This window comes from Klebsiella sp. Q11, assembly GCF_964241505.1.
GTDB lineage: Bacteria > Pseudomonadota > Gammaproteobacteria > Enterobacterales > Enterobacteriaceae > Klebsiella > Klebsiella michiganensis.
On the sequence record NZ_CAXSXW010000006.1, the window covers coordinates 97,608 to 114,949 of the forward strand.

The 17,342-nt window shown below is 51.6% G+C and carries 14 protein-coding genes, 2 tRNA genes and 1 other RNA gene; 7 read left to right on the forward strand and 10 right to left on the reverse strand.

Annotation, left to right across the window (positions count from 1 at the left end):
- Positions 1–19 precede the first annotated feature (19 nt).
- The 6 genes from oppF to ACESQ2_RS11315 form a co-directional block, all read right to left on the reverse strand.
- Entirely contained in the window at positions 20–1,024 is a 1,005-nt protein-coding gene (gene oppF / locus ACESQ2_RS11290; RefSeq protein ID WP_004851821.1) for a murein tripeptide/oligopeptide ABC transporter ATP-binding protein OppF, read from the reverse strand.
- Entirely contained in the window at positions 1,021–2,034 is a 1,014-nt protein-coding gene (locus tag ACESQ2_RS11295) for an ABC transporter ATP-binding protein (RefSeq protein ID WP_004851823.1), read from the reverse strand. Before ACESQ2_RS11295 ends, oppF begins: the two co-directional genes overlap by 4 nt.
- A gap of 11 nt (positions 2,035–2,045) precedes the next feature.
- Positions 2,046–2,954: an oligopeptide ABC transporter permease OppC gene (oppC, locus tag ACESQ2_RS11300; protein ID WP_004121697.1), complete on the reverse strand. Its 909-nt coding sequence runs from the start codon at positions 2,952–2,954 to the stop codon at positions 2,046–2,048.
- Positions 2,955–2,968: 14 nt separating this feature from the next.
- The gene (gene oppB, locus ACESQ2_RS11305) at positions 2,969–3,889 is read right to left on the reverse strand and encodes an oligopeptide ABC transporter permease OppB (RefSeq protein ID WP_004851825.1); all 921 of its coding nucleotides are present in this window, start codon (positions 3,887–3,889) and stop codon (positions 2,969–2,971) included.
- Positions 3,890–3,977: 88 nt separating this feature from the next.
- Complete coding sequence (gene oppA, locus ACESQ2_RS11310; protein WP_025108232.1) at positions 3,978–5,609, reverse strand: oligopeptide ABC transporter substrate-binding protein OppA; 1,632 nt, start codon at positions 5,607–5,609, stop codon at positions 3,978–3,980.
- Between the two features lie 745 nt (positions 5,610–6,354).
- Positions 6,355–7,002: a YchE family NAAT transporter gene (locus tag ACESQ2_RS11315; protein WP_004851832.1), complete on the reverse strand. Its 648-nt coding sequence runs from the start codon at positions 7,000–7,002 to the stop codon at positions 6,355–6,357.
- 480 nt (positions 7,003–7,482) lie between these two features.
- On the opposite strand from ACESQ2_RS11315, the gene adhE reads away from it, so the two are divergent.
- A complete protein-coding gene (gene adhE, locus ACESQ2_RS11320; protein WP_004132197.1) occupies positions 7,483–10,158 on the forward strand; it encodes a bifunctional acetaldehyde-CoA/alcohol dehydrogenase in 2,676 nt (891 codons plus the stop codon).
- A 177-nt stretch (positions 10,159–10,335) separates the two neighbouring features.
- On the opposite strand, the gene tdk is transcribed toward adhE, so the two are convergent.
- Positions 10,336–10,953, reverse strand: coding sequence for a thymidine kinase (gene tdk / locus ACESQ2_RS11325; RefSeq protein ID WP_014229739.1), 618 nt, complete (start codon positions 10,951–10,953; stop codon positions 10,336–10,338).
- Between the two features lie 557 nt (positions 10,954–11,510).
- Here tdk and hns point away from each other — a divergent pair.
- Positions 11,511–11,918, forward strand: a complete 408-nt coding sequence (hns, locus tag ACESQ2_RS11330) for a histone-like nucleoid-structuring protein H-NS (RefSeq protein ID WP_004121719.1) — start codon at positions 11,511–11,513, stop codon at positions 11,916–11,918.
- Between the two features lie 134 nt (positions 11,919–12,052).
- Here the strand turns inward: hns and galU are convergent, their stop codons facing one another.
- The 3 genes from galU to rssA all read right to left on the reverse strand — a co-directional run bounded on the left by galU (position 12,053) and on the right by rssA (position 15,155).
- A complete protein-coding gene (gene galU, locus ACESQ2_RS11335; RefSeq protein WP_004851836.1) occupies positions 12,053–12,955 on the reverse strand; it encodes a UTP--glucose-1-phosphate uridylyltransferase GalU in 903 nt (300 codons plus the stop codon).
- 197 nt (positions 12,956–13,152) lie between these two features.
- A complete protein-coding gene (gene rssB / locus ACESQ2_RS11340) occupies positions 13,153–14,166 on the reverse strand; it encodes a two-component system response regulator RssB (RefSeq protein WP_025108235.1) in 1,014 nt (337 codons plus the stop codon).
- Positions 14,167–14,246: 80 nt separating this feature from the next.
- Positions 14,247–15,155: a patatin-like phospholipase RssA gene (gene rssA, locus ACESQ2_RS11345; protein ID WP_025108236.1), complete on the reverse strand. Its 909-nt coding sequence runs from the start codon at positions 15,153–15,155 to the stop codon at positions 14,247–14,249.
- Positions 15,156–15,267: 112 nt separating this feature from the next.
- On the opposite strand from rssA, the gene ACESQ2_RS11350 reads away from it, so the two are divergent.
- From ACESQ2_RS11350 to ACESQ2_RS11370, 5 genes are all read left to right on the forward strand, one after another.
- Entirely contained in the window at positions 15,268–15,726 is a 459-nt protein-coding gene (locus tag ACESQ2_RS11350) for a YchJ family protein (protein ID WP_014229741.1), read from the forward strand.
- Between the two features lie 42 nt (positions 15,727–15,768).
- A complete protein-coding gene (gene purU / locus ACESQ2_RS11355) occupies positions 15,769–16,611 on the forward strand; it encodes a formyltetrahydrofolate deformylase (protein WP_004121732.1) in 843 nt (280 codons plus the stop codon).
- A 156-nt stretch (positions 16,612–16,767) separates the two neighbouring features.
- Positions 16,768–16,852 (forward strand) — tRNA-Tyr (locus ACESQ2_RS11360).
- A 35-nt stretch (positions 16,853–16,887) separates the two neighbouring features.
- Positions 16,888–16,972: transfer RNA gene (locus ACESQ2_RS11365), tRNA-Tyr, on the forward strand.
- A 45-nt stretch (positions 16,973–17,017) separates the two neighbouring features.
- Positions 17,018–17,148: non-coding RNA, RtT sRNA (locus ACESQ2_RS11370), on the forward strand.
- The last annotated feature ends 194 nt before the right edge of the window (positions 17,149–17,342 follow it).

Below are 17,342 nucleotides of genomic sequence, written 5' to 3' on the forward strand. Positions count from 1 at the left end.
CTAACGTCAGCCCCTGAGATTATAACGGGTCCACCTTCAGGCAGGAAACCGCATGGCGGAAACTGCCCTCCAGCACCGGTCGCGTCTTAGCGCACTCCGGCCCGGCAATCGGGCATCTGGTGCGGAATACGCATCCCGACGGCGGGTTAATCGGCGATGGCAATTCCCCCTCCAGAAGCTGGATCGTTTTATTCTTTTCCTTATCAGGGTCCGGAACCGGCACCGCCGACATCAGCGCTTTGGTATAGGGATGCAGCGGATTATGATACACCTCATCATAGGTGCCGAGCTCCACGGCATGGCCAAGATACATCACCAGCACGCGATCGGAGATATGCTTCACGACCGCCAGATCGTGGGCGATAAAAATCAGCGACAGTCCCATTTCCCGCTGCAGCTGCTGCAGCAGATTCACTACCTGCGCCTGAATCGACACGTCCAGCGCTGACACCGGCTCATCGCAGATAATGAGCTTCGGTTCAAGAATTAGCGCACGGGCAATACCGATACGCTGGCACTGGCCGCCGGAGAATTCATGCGGATAGCGGTTAATCAGGTTCGGCAGCAGCCCCACTTTCATCATCATCGCCTTAACGCGATCGCGAACTTCCTGACGCGGCATTTTGGGATGATAGGTGCGCAGCGGCTCGGCGATGATTTCCCCGATAGTCATGCGCGGATTTAGCGACGCCAGCGGATCCTGAAAGATCATCTGAATATCGCTGCGCACGTCGCGCCATTCGTCGGCCTTCATCCCCAGCAAATCTCTACCTAACCAGGCGACTTTACCATCGGTGGCCTTCACCAGACCGATGATAGCGCGCGCGAAGGTTGATTTTCCGCATCCGGACTCCCCGACCACGCCCAGCGTTTCCCCTTCATACAGACGCAGCGTTACGCCATCTACCGCTTTCAGCGTTTTCGACGGCTGCCAGAACCACTGTTTGCCGTCTTTAATATCAAAGTGCACTTTCAGATCGGCGATTTCGAGCAGGACTTTTCTTTGTTCCGTTACGGCGTTCATAGCAAATCCCCCACCGGTTGAAAGCAGGCGCGCAGGCGGCCCGGCGCAAACTCCTCCAGAGGCGGAGCGCTGTTGCAAATCTCCATCGCGTGCGGGCAACGCGGCTGGAATGGACAGCCTTTCGGCAGACGCAGCAGGTTCGGCGGATTGCCCGGAATCGTTAACAGGGCGTCGCCTTCCGCATCCAGGCGCGGGACCGCATTGAGCAGGCCAATAGAATAAGGATGAGAGGGATGGTAAAAGACGTCGCGCGCCTGACCATATTCCATCGTGCGTCCGGCGTACATCACCAGCACCTTATCGCAGATCCCGGCGACGACGCCGAGATCGTGGGTAATCATAATGATCGCTGTATTGAACTCGCGCTTGAGCTCATTAAGCAATGTCATTATTTGCGCCTGCACGGTCACGTCCAGCGCCGTTGTCGGCTCATCGGCAATCAGCAGCTTAGGCCGGCACAGCAGCGCCATCGCAATCATGACGCGCTGGCGCATCCCGCCGGAAAACTCGTGCGGATACATTTTCATCCGTTTGCGCGCCTCGGGCATTTTGACCGCATCCAGCATTTTCACCGACTCTTCAAAGGCTTCGGCTTTGCTCAGCGCTTTATGCAGCATCAGGACTTCCATCAGCTGTTCGCCTACCCGCATATACGGATTAAGCGACGTCATCGGATCCTGAAAAATCATTGAGATCTGCTCGGCGCGCAGCTTATTCAGCTCGCGCTCCGGGAGGTTAAGGATCTGCTTCCCGTTAAAGGTCGCTGACCCCCCGATACGGCCGTTGGCGGCCAGCAGGCCCATCAGCGCAAAAGCGGTTTGCGACTTACCGGAACCGGACTCGCCTACGATGCCTAAGGTTTCCCCCGCCCGTAGATTAAAATTGAGATCGTTGACCGCAGTCACATCACCATCGGGAGTTGCAAAGGTGACGCGGAGATCTTTCACATCCAGAAGCAATCCGGATTGTTGTGCTGCCTGCGGCGCTTTCGCCGTTTCCATCGTACTCATGTCGGCGCTCCTTAGCGGTCTTTCGGGTCGAGGGCATCACGCAGGCCATCGCCGATAAAGTTAAAACAAAACAGCGTTACCACCAGAAAACCGGCAGGAAACAGCAGCAGCCACGGCGATACTTCCATTGAGTTCGCGCCATCGCTGAGCAGCGCGCCCCAGCTACTTAACGGCTCCTGGGTACCCAGGCCGAGGAAGCTTAAGAAGGATTCAAACAGAATCATGCTCGGGACCAGCAGGGAGGCGTACACCACGACCACGCCAAGCACGTTAGGCACGATATGGCGGATAACGATATTGCCGGTTGAAACGCCGCCGACCTGCGCGGCTTCAATAAACTCTTTTCGCTTCAGGCTTAGGGTCTGACCGCGAACGATACGCGCCATATCCAGCCAGGAGACCATCCCAATGGCAACGAAAATCAGCAGGATATTCTGGCCAAAGAAGGTCACCAGCAGGATGACGAAGAACATAAACGGAAAGGAGTTGAGGATTTCCAGCAGGCGCATCATCACTGAATCCACCTTGCCGCCCAGATAGCCGGAAAGCGACCCGTAAAGCGTCCCCAGAATCACCGCCACCAGCGCTGCAGCCACGCCGACCATCAGCGAGATACGTCCGCCGATCGCCACCCGCACCAGCAGGTCGCGGCCCGAAGAGTCGGTCCCAAAGTAGTGTCCGGACTCCATATCGGGGGCGCTGGACATCATGCCCCAGTCGGTATCGTAATAGGAAAACTGCGATACCATCGGCGCGATGGTGACAAAGAGCGCGATGATCACCAGCACAATCAGGCTGGCAACCGCAGCGCGGTTATGCATAAAGCGGCGGCGGGCGTCCTGCCAGAGGCTGCGCCCCTCGACTTCCAGCTTTTCACTGAAGTTTTCCAGCGCCTCGTTGTTTTTCTTACTTAACATCATGGCGAACCCCAGCGTTAGTAACGGATCTTCGGATCGATAACGGCATACAGCACGTCAACGATCGCATTAAAAAGAATGGTCAATGCGCCAACCAGAATGGTCAGACTGAGTACCAGCGAGTAGTCGCGGTTCAGCGCGCCGTTGACGAACAGTTGACCAATTCCCGGCAGGCCATAAATGGTTTCAATGACCATCGAGCCGGTAATAATGCCGACAAACGCGGGTCCCATATAGGAAAGCACCGGCAGCAGCGCGGGCTTTAACGCGTGACGCAGAATAATGCGGCGCATCGGTAAGCCTTTTGCCCGGGCGGTGCGAATGAAGTTAGAGTGCAGCACTTCGATCATCGAGCCGCGGGTAATACGCGCGATACTGGCGATATAGGCCAGGGACAGAGCCACCATAGGCAAAATCATATATTGCAGCGCCCCACCGTTCCATCCGCCGCCCGGCAGCCAGTGCAGCGTAATGGCAAATATCATGACCAGTAAGGGCGCGACCACGAAACTCGGTATCACAACCCCGGTCATTGCCACCCCCATTACGGCAAAGTCCCATTTCGTATTTTGCTTCAATGCCGCAATCACCCCGGCACTCACGCCAAGCACCACCGCGAGAAAAAATGCGGCGAAGCCTAATTTAGCGGACACCGGGAAGCTGGACGCCACCAGATCGTTGACCGAGTAATCTTTATATTTAAAGGAAGGACCGAAATCACCGTGCGCCAGCTGCTTCAGATAATTGAAGTACTGGGTCATGATGGGGTCATTTAAATGGTATTTTGCTTCAATATTCGCCATGACTTCTGGCGGCAGCGTGCGTTCACCGGTAAAGGGGCTTCCCGGCGCAAGACGCATCATGAAGAAAGAGATAGTAATAAGAATAAATAGCGTCGGAATCGCTTCCAGACAGCGACGTAAGATAAATTTTAACATTGCCCGTACCTTCTGGCGTGTGCCTTCAATAGTGCGATGAAATAAGACACTGTGAGGCAAGCGGTAACGCCTGCCCCACGTATTGCCATTAGTGCTTCACAATGTACATATTTCTTGTATACGTATTATCCAGCGGATCTTTGCCGGTATAGCCACCGACCCACGGTTTAACCAAACGGGCGTTGACATAATAGAAGACCGGTACGATGACGGAGTCTTTATCCAGCTGCTGCTCAGATTGCGCGTAAAGGTCCGCGCGTTTCGCGTCATCGCTGGTTTTCAGCGTTTCAGCGATAATCTTGTCGAAAGCCGGGCTCTTATAATGCGAGGTATTGTTTGAGCTGTCGCTCAGCATCGTATTAAGGAAGGAGGTCGGTTCGTTGTAGTCCGCACACCAGCCGGCGCGCGCAACATCAAAGGTGCCCTGATGGCGATTATCGAGGAAGGTTTTCCATTCCTGATTTTCCAGCTTCACGTTTACGCCGAGGTTTTTCTTCCAGATAGACGCCACCGCGATAGCCAGTTTTTTGTGCAGATCGGACGTGTTATAGAGCAGATTGAAAGTAAGCGGCTTATCAGCGCTATAGCCAGCTTCGGTCAGCAATTTTTTCGCTTCTTCATTACGTTTTTCCTGCGACCACTTGAACCATTCAGGCTCAATCAGCTTCATGCCATCGGTGTACGGCGGCGTATAGCTGTAGGCTGGCAGGTCGCCCTGATTCTTCACTTTATTGACAATAATGTCGCGATCCAGCGCCATCTTCAGCGCAGTACGCACGCGAACGTCGGTAAACGGCGCCTTCTGGTTATTGATTTCGTAATAATAAGTGCACAGATACGGATCGACGTGAACTTCTTTCGGGATCTCTTTTTTCAGTTTCTGGAACAGTTCGATCGGCATGTTGTTATAGGTCATATCGATTTCGCCGCTGCGGTAGCGGTTGACGTCGGTGACTTCAGAAGAAATCGGCAGGAAGGTGACCTGATTAATCACGGTTTTGGCGTTATCCCAGTAGTTGGTATTACGCTCCAGAACAATGCGTTCGTTAACAACCCAATCTTTTAATTTATACGCACCATTGCTGACGATATTGGCCGGCTGGGTCCATTTGTCACCAAATTTCTCAATAGCGGATTTAGGTACGGGTGAAACGGATGGGTGAACGAGCAGTTTGTAGAAATACGGCACCGGCTCGCTGAGGGTCACTTCAAAGGTATGATCGTCCAGCGCTTTTACGCCCAGATCGGTCGCGGGTTTTTTCCCGGCGATAATGTCATCAACGTTGGCTAAATGGCCATACTGCAGATAGCTTGCATAAGGAGACGCGGTTTTCGGATCCGCCAGACGCTGCCAGCTATAAACGAAATCTTGTGCCGTGACCGGCGTGCCGTCGGACCACTTTGCATCTTTACGCAGATGGAAGGTCCAGACTTTAAAATCTTTGTTGTCCCATTTTTCCGCAACGCCCGCGACCGGATGGCCGTCGAGGTCGCTCACCAGCAGCCCTTCAAACAAATCGCGGTTAATATTGGACTCCGGCACGCCTTCAATTTTGTGCGGATCGAGAGACTGCACTTCGGAGCCATTGTTACGTACCAGCGTTTGTTTGTCCGCCAGCTGTACCCCTGCCGGTACATCTGCCGCAACGGCGGCGTTGATGGTCATTAACGCAGAGAGGACTCCTGCGGCAACCAGGCTTTTTTTCGTGATGATGGTCATGTGTTTGTTACTCCAATCATTATAATTACTGGCTATTTAACCAGCCTGTTTTCTCTTTTCTGGATTCTGAACAGTGCAGGAGTTTATGCTGCTGTCAGAGAGTACTGCTTGCTATCACCGACTTATTTATTACGACCGCTCAAACGGCAGTCTTGACGTCGATTCTTGCCCCCCTGTCCGGGGGCGATCTAGTCCCGATGGGCTATATAATAAAAATTCTCATTTGCGTACATATTCCGCTAAAGATCACGCCGGAAAGTACCAAAACGCTTTATTGTCCGCCAATGCAATTTGCAAATATGTTACCGGATTCTCTTTTGTGGCCTTCTGGCGGCGAAGATTTATCACCCCTCGCGCATGCCAAAAATGATTAATATTCTATTTATCAATCAATTAGTATAAATGTCTCGCGCTATGTGCCCTGCATCGCCGAATAGATGCTTTTTTGTACGAAAAATTAACAATCGCTTATTATTTAGCACATTCATCTGCTTCATGAGTGAAATTACTAATATCATTTCGATTATCAGACGGCAAGCACCAGAGAATGGTGTGAGGAAAATAACAGTGATTAATGTGGGTAAAAGGCCGCGCTCGTGGCAAATGAAATGGATAACTTATTGATAATAAATAACAATATCAAAACATTAGAAAATAGTATTGCAGGTCGATAAATCACTTTTTTTGATATGTTTTGCTGATAATGCGCAAACGCGGAACACGTTGTTCCGCGCGGCAACACAGGTTAATTCACAAGGCCAGGAAAGAGCGCCTTTATTCCGGTAACGATGAACTCGATGCCGAGAGCCATCAGCAACAGCCCCATAATACGGGTAATCACGTTAATGCCTGTTTGCCCAAGCAGGCGAACCAGCCAGGGGGCCATACGGAAAATGCCCCAGCAGCACAGCGCGAAAAGCGCAATCGCAACTGAAAATCCCACAAAATGGGCGATGCTATGGTAACGCGTGCCCCAGACAATGGTTGAACTGATGGCCCCGGGTCCCGCCATCAGGGGCAGCGCCAGCGGCACGACGCCGATACTTTCACGAATGGCCGTTTCTGATTTTTCTTGCTTGTTCTGTTTATCCTCGCCGAGCTTGCCGCTGATCATCGACATGGCGATGGTGACCACCAGAATCCCACCCGCAATACGGAAGGAGTCAATGGAAATACCGAAGATCTGGAGGATCGCATCGCCTAAAAACAGCGACGTGAGCAAGATGATGGCGACCGACAGGTTGGCTGTCAGATTGGTTTTATTACGCACCGCCGCCGTCTGGTAGCTGGTCATACTGATAAAAACCGGGATAATGCCAACCGGGTTTACCAGCGCAAATAGCCCAATGAAAAATTTAAAGTAGGCTGAAAAATCAAACAATGATTGAATCACAGGGTGCTCCGCAGCATCATTAAAAATGGCTGTTGACAGTTACCAGCATAAAATATCCGCGAGAAGATACGCTGTTTGAAAGCATAATTCATCCCTGTTGACGCATAAGTGCATAATTTAAGCTCGGATGTTAGTTATTTGTTTCTGCAATGCTATTTAAGTCCTTAATTAGCATACCGTATCATTACACTTGATCAAACAGGTCAAAAAATGAACTGCTGAAAGGTATCAGCTTGGCTGATTATTGATTTAGATCACATAAATTGTACTCAGAAGTGAGTAACCTTGTTTACACACAGAAGAGGAGGCAAAGCAGCGGTACCTGAAAGAAAAAACAAAAGCTTTTTTAGTCAATCGGTGAAGTCAGAAGCACAAAATTCTTTACGTTAACATTTAAATGCAAGCCGTTAACACACTGTCTATACTGTCGAATCGAGCTACTGATTCACTAAAAAAGTTTAACATTATCAGGAGAGCATTATGGCTGTTACTAATGTCGCTGAACTTAACGCACTCGTCGAGCGCGTAAAAAAAGCCCAGCGTGAATATGCCAGTTTCACTCAAGAACAAGTAGACAAAATCTTCCGCGCCGCCGCTCTGGCCGCTGCAGATGCTCGAATCCCTCTCGCCAAGATGGCCGTTGCCGAATCCGGCATGGGCATCGTCGAAGATAAAGTGATCAAAAACCACTTTGCTTCCGAATACATTTATAACGCCTATAAAGATGAAAAGACCTGCGGTGTCCTGTCTGAAGATGACACCTTCGGTACCATCACCATCGCTGAGCCGATTGGTATTATCTGCGGTATCGTCCCGACCACTAACCCAACTTCAACCGCTATCTTTAAATCTCTGATTAGCCTGAAGACCCGTAACGCCATCATCTTCTCTCCGCATCCGCGTGCTAAAGATGCGACCAACAAAGCGGCTGATATCGTACTGCAGGCAGCTATCGCAGCCGGTGCGCCGAAAGATCTGATTGGTTGGATTGACCAGCCTTCCGTTGAACTGTCAAATGCGCTGATGCACCATCCGGATATCAACCTGATCCTTGCGACCGGCGGTCCGGGCATGGTTAAAGCGGCGTACAGCTCCGGTAAACCTGCCATCGGCGTAGGCGCAGGTAACACGCCTGTTGTTATCGACGAAACGGCTGATATCAAGCGTGCCGTTGCTTCCGTCCTGATGTCTAAAACCTTCGATAACGGCGTTATCTGTGCTTCTGAGCAATCCGTTGTGGTTGTGGATTCCGTATACGATGCCGTTCGCGAACGTTTCTCCAGCCACGGCGGCTATCTGCTGCAGGGCCAGGAGCTGAAGGCTGTTCAGAATATCATCCTGAAAAACGGCGCCCTGAACGCCGCGATCGTAGGTCAACCGGCGTATAAAATCGCTGAACTGGCTGGCTTCACCGTCCCTGTTTCCACCAAAATTCTGATTGGTGAAGTCACCGACGTTGATGAAAGCGAACCGTTTGCCCACGAAAAACTGTCTCCGACGCTGGCAATGTACCGTGCGAAGAACTTCGAAGACGCGGTTGATAAAGCTGAAAAACTGGTGGCAATGGGCGGTATCGGTCATACCTCTTGCCTGTATACCGACCAGGACAACCAGCCAGAACGCGTTGCTTACTTCGGTCAGCTGATGAAAACCGCACGTATCCTGATCAACACCCCTGCTTCTCAGGGTGGTATCGGTGACCTGTATAACTTCAAACTCGCACCTTCCCTGACTCTGGGTTGTGGTTCATGGGGTGGTAACTCCATCTCTGAAAACGTTGGTCCTAAGCACCTGATCAACAAGAAAACCGTTGCTAAGCGAGCTGAAAACATGTTGTGGCACAAACTTCCGAAATCTATCTACTTCCGTCGTGGCTCACTGCCAATCGCGCTGGATGAAGTGATTACTGATGGTCACAAACGCGCGCTGATCGTGACCGACCGCTTCCTGTTCAACAACGGCTATGCTGACCAGATCACCTCTGTGCTGAAAGCGGCTGGCGTTGAAACTGAAGTTTTCTTTGAAGTAGAAGCTGACCCGACGCTGACCATCGTCCGTAAAGGCGCTGAGCTGGCGAACTCCTTCAAACCAGACGTGATTATCGCGCTGGGCGGCGGTTCCCCGATGGATGCGGCGAAAATCATGTGGGTTATGTACGAGCACCCGGAAACCCACTTCGAAGAACTGGCGCTGCGCTTTATGGATATCCGTAAACGTATCTACAAGTTCCCGAAAATGGGCGTGAAAGCCAAGATGGTCGCCATCACCACGACTTCCGGTACCGGTTCTGAAGTTACGCCGTTCGCCGTTGTTACTGATGACGCAACCGGTCAGAAATACCCGCTGGCAGACTATGCCCTGACTCCGGATATGGCGATTGTTGATGCCAACCTGGTCATGGAAATGCCGAAGTCACTGTGTGCTTTCGGTGGTCTGGATGCGGTGACTCATGCCCTGGAAGCTTACGTTTCCGTACTGGCTTCCGAGTTCTCTGACGGCCAGGCGCTGCAGGCTCTGAAACTGCTGAAAGAAAACCTGCCAGCGTCCTACCACGAAGGTTCTAAGAACCCGGTAGCGCGTGAGCGTGTGCACAGTGCTGCGACCATCGCCGGTATCGCGTTTGCGAACGCCTTCCTCGGGGTATGTCACTCAATGGCGCACAAGCTGGGCTCTCAGTTCCACATTCCTCACGGTCTGGCGAACGCCCTGCTGATCAGCAACGTTATTCGCTATAACGCGAACGACAACCCGACTAAACAGACAGCATTCAGCCAGTACGACCGCCCGCAGGCACGTCGTCGCTACGCTGAAATCGCGGACCATCTGGGTCTGACTGCACCGGGTGACCGCACCGCAGCGAAAATCGAAAAACTGCTTGGCTGGTTGGACGAAATCAAAGCTGAGCTGGGTATTCCTAAGTCTATCCGCGAAGCTGGCGTGCAGGAAGCCGACTTCCTGGCCCATGTTGACAAGCTGTCTGAAGACGCATTTGACGACCAGTGCACCGGCGCTAACCCGCGCTACCCGCTGATCGCCGAGCTGAAGCAGATTCTGCTGGATACCTTCTACGGACGTAATTACGTTGAAGGCGGCGTGGAAGAGAAAAAAGAAGCCGCGCCGGCTAAAGCTGAGAAGAAAGCGAAAAAATCCGCTTAATTCCACAGCCGTAAAGTCAGTGACGCTGAGCCCCATCTTTTGATGGGGCTTTTTGTCTCTGTCGTTCAGCAGCCGACAAAACGCCTCAGACAGCCGAAACGTATCATCAAGGGCCAAAGGCTTAGCAAATGAAAAAAGGCGCTGTAAAAGCGCCTGAGACGATTTAAAGGGTGGGTATTAGCAGCTGCGCTGTTTGTTCTGCACAGCGGTCAGAGAGCCTTCGCTCAGCGCCTCTTTATAATGTTTACGGCATACGGATACATAGCGCTCATTACCGCCAATCACCACCTGTTCCCCCTCATTGTACGGCCGCCCTTCCTGATCGAGACGCAAAACCATACTCGCCTTACGGCCGCAGAAACAGATAGTTTTTAATTCAACCAGCTTATCGGACCACGCGAGCAAATATTGACTGCCCGTAAATAGTTCGCCGCGAAAATCTGTCCGCAATCCATAGCACAATACGGGAATATCGAGCTGGTCCACCACCTCAGACAGCTCGCGCACCTGTTCCCGCGTTAAGAACTGGCTCTCATCAACTAATACGCAGTGGATGGGTTGACGCTTATGTTCGTCTGCAATGTCGGCAAATAAGGCAGTTTGGGTATTATACAACCGCGCCGGCGATGAGAGACCGATCCTTGAACTCACTTTCCCGGAACCAAAGCGGTCATCAATCTCTGCCGTATAAACCACCGTGCGCATCCCTCGCTCCTGGTAATTGTATGATGACTGCAACAGAGCGGTGGACTTGCCTGCATTCATTGCTGAATAGTAGAAATAAAGTTGTGCCATCGGCCGCGTAACCCCAATCAATGTGTTTTTTAGCAGTAAAATTGTATCATATATTCACGCGCTATCAGCCCTCGCCGTGTGGGTATTGTCGGGAACGCTCACTCGGCGGAGACCTGAAAGATTAAGCCTGTTAATTGAATGGTAATGCCTGCTATTCGTACGACCCAGGCGGCCACGCAGGCGCCACTATTGCCCTTTTGTGCTTATCTGCCATTTTTCGGATAGCTATAACCACCCTGGACAAGTGTTTTATATTAAACATCATCGTCGCTGCTGCGCTAATACCCACAATGATATTTATCCATGCAAAGTATAATTTTTCCCACCGCGCATCGGAAAAAGCATACTATCTCAGGGTTTTAGCTTATCCTCTCCATCATCCTATAAGCGAAAAAGATGTGAACCCGCACATAAAATTTAAGTTAAATGAATTAATTCCCGAGACAAATAACAAGTTATTTTGACTTCCTTACATTCTCCCCTATTGCACATCTGAATTTATCGCTCTATTATTAGTCCAACAAACCACCCCACAATATAAGTTTGAGATTACTACAATGAGCGAAGCACTTAAAATTTTGAACAACATCCGTACTCTTCGTGCGCAGGCAAGAGAATGCACCCTTGAAACGCTCGAAGAAATGCTGGAAAAATTAGAAGTTGTCGTTAACGAACGTCGTGAAGAAGAAAGCGCTGCGGCTGCGGAAATTGAAGAACGCACTCGTAAACTGCAGCAATACCGTGAAATGCTGATCGCTGACGGTATTGATCCTAATGAACTGCTGAGCACCATGGCGGCAGTTAAAGCGGGAACTAAAACCAAGCGCGCTGCACGTCCGGCTAAATACAGCTACGTTGACGAAAATGGCGAAACTAAAACCTGGACTGGTCAGGGTCGTACTCCGGCAGTGATCAAGAAAGCGATGGATGAGCAAGGTAAATCTCTGGACGATTTCCTGCTGTAATAAGCTATCGTGTCCGTTTAAAAATCCCGCTGCGGCGGGATTTTTTTTATCCGTTATTCGGGACCGGTTCCGGGCGGGCATAAAAAAACCGGGAAACGAATCTCGCTCCCGGTTTCGCATTCTACCGCGTACGATTACTTCGCTACGGCTTTATCCAGCCAGGCTTTAAATTCAGCGCCCAGGGACTTGTGGCGTACGCCATATTCAACAAAAGCCTGCATATAACCCAGCTTATTACCGCAATCGTGGCTCTTGCCTTTCATATGATAGGCTTCTACCGTTTCTTTTTCGATCAGCATATCGATGGCGTCGGTCAGCTGAATCTCATCGCCGGCTCCCGGAGGGGTTTTCGCCAGCAGTGGCCAAATATCCGCGCTCAGCACGTAACGACCGACAACCGCCAGATTAGAAGGCGCTACGTCCGCTTTCGGTTTCTCGACGACACCAACCATCGGTACGCTCTCACCCGGCTGCAGGGCCAGGCCTTTGCAATCGACAACGCCGTATGCGGTAACGTCAGCAACCGGTTCAACCATGATCTGGCTTGCGCCGGTCTCATCGAAACGAGCGATCATTTCGGCCAGGTTGTCGCGAGACAGATCGGATTCATATTCATCAAGGATAACGTCCGGTAAAATAACCGCGACCGGCTCATCACCCACTACCGGGTGCGCGCACAGCACAGCGTGGCCCAGACCTTTAGCCAGCCCCTGACGGACCTGCATAATAGTCACGTGCGGCGGACAAATAGATTGGACTTCTTCCAGCAGCTGGCGTTTTACGCGTTTTTCCAGCATCGCTTCCAGTTCAAAACTGGTATCGAAATGGTTTTCAATCGAGTTTTTCGAAGAGTGCGTAACCAGAACAATTTCAGTAATCCCGGCGGCAATACATTCGTTAACAACATATTGAATTAATGGCTTATCTACCAGCGGCAGCATTTCTTTCGGAATAGCCTTAGTAGCGGGCAACATCCTGGTGCCTAATCCCGCAACCGGGATGACAGCTTTTCTTACTTTTGAATTAAGCGCAGCCATTGAAATCTCCTGGACTGTTCGTTTTTTAAACTTCTCGTTAATAATATGGTATCGAGTATATCAGCCTGCTCAGTCAAAGCTGTTCCGAAAAGGATTAGATATCTTCGAATTAGGAATTTTACGCATTAAACCCGGCGATAGTACCACCACAAAAGATCGCGTGGTAATCCCACGAGCCTAAAAATAAGCACGATTGTTCACTCCGTGGTCAACATCAGGCGTAAACGTCCGCCAGCCCCCCAAATTTGGCACTGCCATGATGCGCAGCGTTGACTAATTTGGTTGAGGTATGCATTACCTAAAGTGCCTAACGGAACGCCATTACTAATCTGAATTTGATGTTCTCCCGTATTCAAGGTGCCATTCAAACCCGCGGAGACTAAAATTAAATTTTTCAAACCGCTGTGGTAATACCCTACCAATAATGGGAATTGCCCGGGTAAGTTTGCCTGCCGCAGCAATTGGTTAACCTGTTTTAGCAGACTGCCCATCTCCGGCAAACGCTGCCCCTGATGAGCGAGCTGCTCCTGCAGTAACCCATTAAACAGCGCGCGCAGCAATAGGGCCGCCAGAACGCCATTATCACCTGCTCGTGTGACATCCAGACAATAAAACGCCAGATCGTTTTCTGATAGCGGCGCAATATCGAGCACGAGCCCTGGCTTATCGACAGAGACAAGCTGGCGATAGTGAATACGGCAACGCGACATCTCCTGCTGCACCGGCGGCTGGAGCTCCTGAAGCAGCCTCGACGCCGCGCTAGGATCGCTTACCAGCGCATCCCAGTCCTCAAACAGGCGCTCTTCTTCTTCGACACGCGAATTAAACATATTGGGATAGAGGCAGGCATACACGGTTTCTCGCAGGCGATCGAAATCTTTAACCGGTTTGAGCAGGATATCCTGAACGCCCAGGCGCAACGCTTTGGCGATGTCCGCCATGTTTTCCGTCGCTGAAATCATCAGAATCGGCAACTGCTCGCCCTGGTTACGTACATGTTCTACCAGCTGCAGTCCGTTCATTCGCGGCATGGAGATATCGCAAATCATCAAATCAGGTTTTGACTCCGCCATTTTTTGCAGTGCATCTATACCATCTTCCGCCTGTACGATGGTCGCACCAAGTGAAGCTAACCAGGTGTGCATAAGAGAGCGGAAAACGGGTTCGTCTTCAACTATCAGAATCTGTTTTCCCGCCAATGGCTGCGTCATGATCTCTCCCCTGACTGACGATAATTTAATAGTGGCATGATATTCACGCTACCGCCTGTCAGAATTTACTTAAGTATGCATCAAATGCGCTCCACGGGGGTACGCACTAAAGGTAATAGTTCATCCATTTTCTTTTCCACTGCCAGATGTCCGGCGGCGATAGCTTCGCCGGCCCGGTGGAAATCAAGCGTGGAGATTTGTGGGCAAAAGGGCTGAATCAGGATATCAGGCGGGTCGCCCGCCATACGATTTCGCTTGAGGCGATTTTCCAGAACCTGAATTGACGTCGACATGATTTCCATCGCCGTTGGCGCCCTCGTCGCCCGACGTGACGTCATACGCGCCAGGCGCGTGCGCAGCCGTGAATGCCACGAAAAATCTTCCTCGCTCTCCGGACGAGGCACCTCCATTGACAGCAAATCCTGCTGCATCAGATGCGCATCGTGCTGCAAATCAACGGCAATGACGATATCCGCGCCCATGGCGCGAGCCAGAGACACCGGCACGGGGTTAACCACCGCGCCATCCACCAGCCAGTAGCCATTATGCATCACCGGCGCCATCAAACCGGGCATACTGCAGGACGCACGGATCGCCAGATGCAGATCCCCTTCCGTAAACCACAGTTCACGACCGGTGCTTAAATTCGTTGTGACCGCCGCGAAAGGACGTTCGCAGCGCTCGATCTCGCTGACGGGCATGAGTTTGCGGTATTGACTAAACACGCGCTCGCCCCGCAGCAGGCCACCCCGTTGCCAGGAGAGATCCATTAACTTCAGTACGTCCCAGTTGCTAAAGGAGCATACCCATTTCTCCAGGGCCGGAAGCCGATTGCAGGCGTACGCCGCTCCGACCAGCGAGCCAATGGAGCACCCTGCGATAACATCGACGTCGATACCCGTCCGCCGTAAGGCATTAATCACACCGATATGCGACCAGCCGCGAGCGGCGCCAGCCCCTAACGCCAGGCCAATTTTAAGCTTTCTCATGAGTACCGAAACATATCCTTCCACTCCGGGCATGGCATCATCGCCATACCTCAGTTAACATAATGCGCTTTGGCGGCGTAGCGCCGTCTTTCTTTTTCCTGTGGAGGCCGTTTTGTCGCCATTATGCCCCTGTGGCAGCGCTCTGGAGTATAGCTCATGTTGTCAGCCTTATCTGGCTGGCGCGCAGCTGGCGCCAGATCCGTCACAGCTGATGCGCTCCCGCTATAGCGCGTTTGTTATGAAAGACGCCGACTATCTGATTAAAACCTGGCACCCCTCCTGTCAAGCGCAGCAGTTTCGCGCAGACCTGGAAAACGGTTTTACCCGCACACAGTGGCAGGGTCTCACCGTCTTTGCCGCCGAGACGGGCAAGAACCCGGATGAAGGCTTTGTCAGCTTTATCGCTCGTTACGCTGACGATAACCGCTCCGGAGCCATTATTGAACGATCCCGATTCTTAAAAGAAAACGGACAGTGGTATTATATTGACGGCACGCGACCGCTAATCGGTCGTAACGATCCCTGCCCTTGCGGTTCAGGTAAAAAATTTAAAAAATGCTGCGGTCAGTAAACCAGCAGCAGAAATAGCAAACACTACAGGATTTTCCCCGCGATGCATTCACAACAACGTAAAGTACTGCGCACTATTTGCCCTGATCAGAAAGGCCTCATCGCGCGTATCACTAATATCTGCTACAAGCACGAACTGAATATCGTGCAGAACAATGAGTTTGTTGACCACCGAACCGGCCGCTTCTTTATGCGCACCGAGCTCGAGGGTATTTTCAATGATTCAATCCTGCTGGCAGACCTCGACAGCGCGCTGCCGGAAGGTTCAATTCGTGAACTCAATCCAGCAGGGCGCCGCAGGGTCGTCATTCTGGTCACCAAAGAGGCGCACTGCCTCGGCGATCTGCTGATGAAAGCTAACTACGGCGGCCTGGACGTAGAAATCGCCGCCGTCATCGGCAATCACGAAACGCTGCGCTCGCTGGTTGAACGGTTTGATATCCCCTTCCAGCTGGTGAGCCATGAGGGTTTAACTCGCGAAGAGCATGATAAACAGATGGGCGACGCGATCGCCGCCCTTGAGCCGGATTACGTTGTGCTGGCGAAATACATGCGGGTGTTGACCCCAGAGTTTGTCTCTCGTTTCCCGAATAAAATTATTAATATTCATCACTCATTCCTGCCGGCTTTTATCGGCGCGCGTCCGTATCACCAGGCCTATGACCGCGGGGTGAAGATTATTGGCGCCACCGCACACTACGTGAACGATAATCTGGATGAAGGCCCAATCATTATGCAGGACGTCATTCACGTCGATCATACCTACACCGCGGAAGATATGATGCGCGCTGGCCGCGACGTCGAAAAAAACGTTCTGAGCCGTGCGCTGTATCAGGTTCTTGCTCAGCGGGTATTTGTTTACGGTAACCGGACGATTATTCTTTAATCTCAGGGAAATGAATTGATTAGCTTTGCACCTTTACGGATAAAAAGCAGGCAAACAGCTTCATTTCCCTAAAGGAATGCTTTACAGGGGCGTCTCATTTGATATGATGCGCCCCGCTTCCAGCAGGAAGCAGGCCAGTAAATAGCATTACCCCGTGGTGGGGTTCCCGAGCGGCCAAAGGGAGCAGACTGTAAATCTGCCGTCATCGACTTCGAAGGTTCGAATCCTTCCCCCACCACCATCTCTCAGCTTGACCTCAAAATTTGAATTACCCCTGGTGGGGTTCCCGAGCGGCCAAAGGGAGCAGACTGTAAATCTGCCGTCATCGACTTCGAAGGTTCGAATCCTTCCCCCACCACCATCACTTCCAGAACACACCGACTCTCATATAGGTACATTGCCTTATATTCTTCCGATGCAGGGAAGGATGAGAAGCTTCGACTAAGGTTCGATTCGAGCGGAGCGAGAAAGCGTTGCCGCAGGCAACGACCCGAAGGGCGAGGCGCAACGCGCCGAGTAATCCTTCCCCCACCACCATCACTTCCCTGCAGTACCTCAGCAAAATCAAATTATCAAAACCGTCTTAGTTAGCTCTTTTATTTCTCCAGAACTGATTCTGTATTTCTGCCATATGTGCCCCGGCGGCGCTACGCTTGGCCGGGCTACAAGGGCATGCAGTCTGTAGCCCGGCCAAGCGTAGCGCCGCCGGGAGCAGACCGCACAAATGAAAA

What these genes read in the sequence shown, in the direction of transcription:
- oppF (WP_004851821.1), bottom strand. Translation starts at nt 1,024, where the DNA reads ATGAACGCCGTAACGGAACAAAGAAAAGTCCTGCTCGAAATCGCCGAT.
- ACESQ2_RS11295 (WP_004851823.1), bottom strand. Translation starts at nt 2,034, where the DNA reads ATGAGTACGATGGAAACGGCGAAAGCGCCGCAGGCAGCACAACAATCC.
- oppC (WP_004121697.1), bottom strand. Translation starts at nt 2,954, where the DNA reads ATGATGTTAAGTAAGAAAAACAACGAGGCGCTGGAAAACTTCAGTGAA.
- oppB (WP_004851825.1), bottom strand. Translation starts at nt 3,889, where the DNA reads ATGTTAAAATTTATCTTACGTCGCTGTCTGGAAGCGATTCCGACGCTA.
- oppA (WP_025108232.1), bottom strand. Translation starts at nt 5,609, where the DNA reads ATGACCATCATCACGAAAAAAAGCCTGGTTGCCGCAGGAGTCCTCTCT.
- adhE (WP_004132197.1), top strand. Translation starts at nt 7,483, where the DNA reads ATGGCTGTTACTAATGTCGCTGAACTTAACGCACTCGTCGAGCGCGTA.
- tdk (WP_014229739.1), bottom strand. Translation starts at nt 10,953, where the DNA reads ATGGCACAACTTTATTTCTACTATTCAGCAATGAATGCAGGCAAGTCC.
- hns (WP_004121719.1), top strand. Translation starts at nt 11,511, where the DNA reads ATGAGCGAAGCACTTAAAATTTTGAACAACATCCGTACTCTTCGTGCG.
- galU (WP_004851836.1), bottom strand. Translation starts at nt 12,955, where the DNA reads ATGGCTGCGCTTAATTCAAAAGTAAGAAAAGCTGTCATCCCGGTTGCG.
- rssB (WP_025108235.1), bottom strand. Translation starts at nt 14,166, where the DNA reads ATGACGCAGCCATTGGCGGGAAAACAGATTCTGATAGTTGAAGACGAA.
- rssA (WP_025108236.1), bottom strand. Translation starts at nt 15,155, where the DNA reads ATGAGAAAGCTTAAAATTGGCCTGGCGTTAGGGGCTGGCGCCGCTCGC.
- purU (WP_004121732.1), top strand. Translation starts at nt 15,769, where the DNA reads ATGCATTCACAACAACGTAAAGTACTGCGCACTATTTGCCCTGATCAG.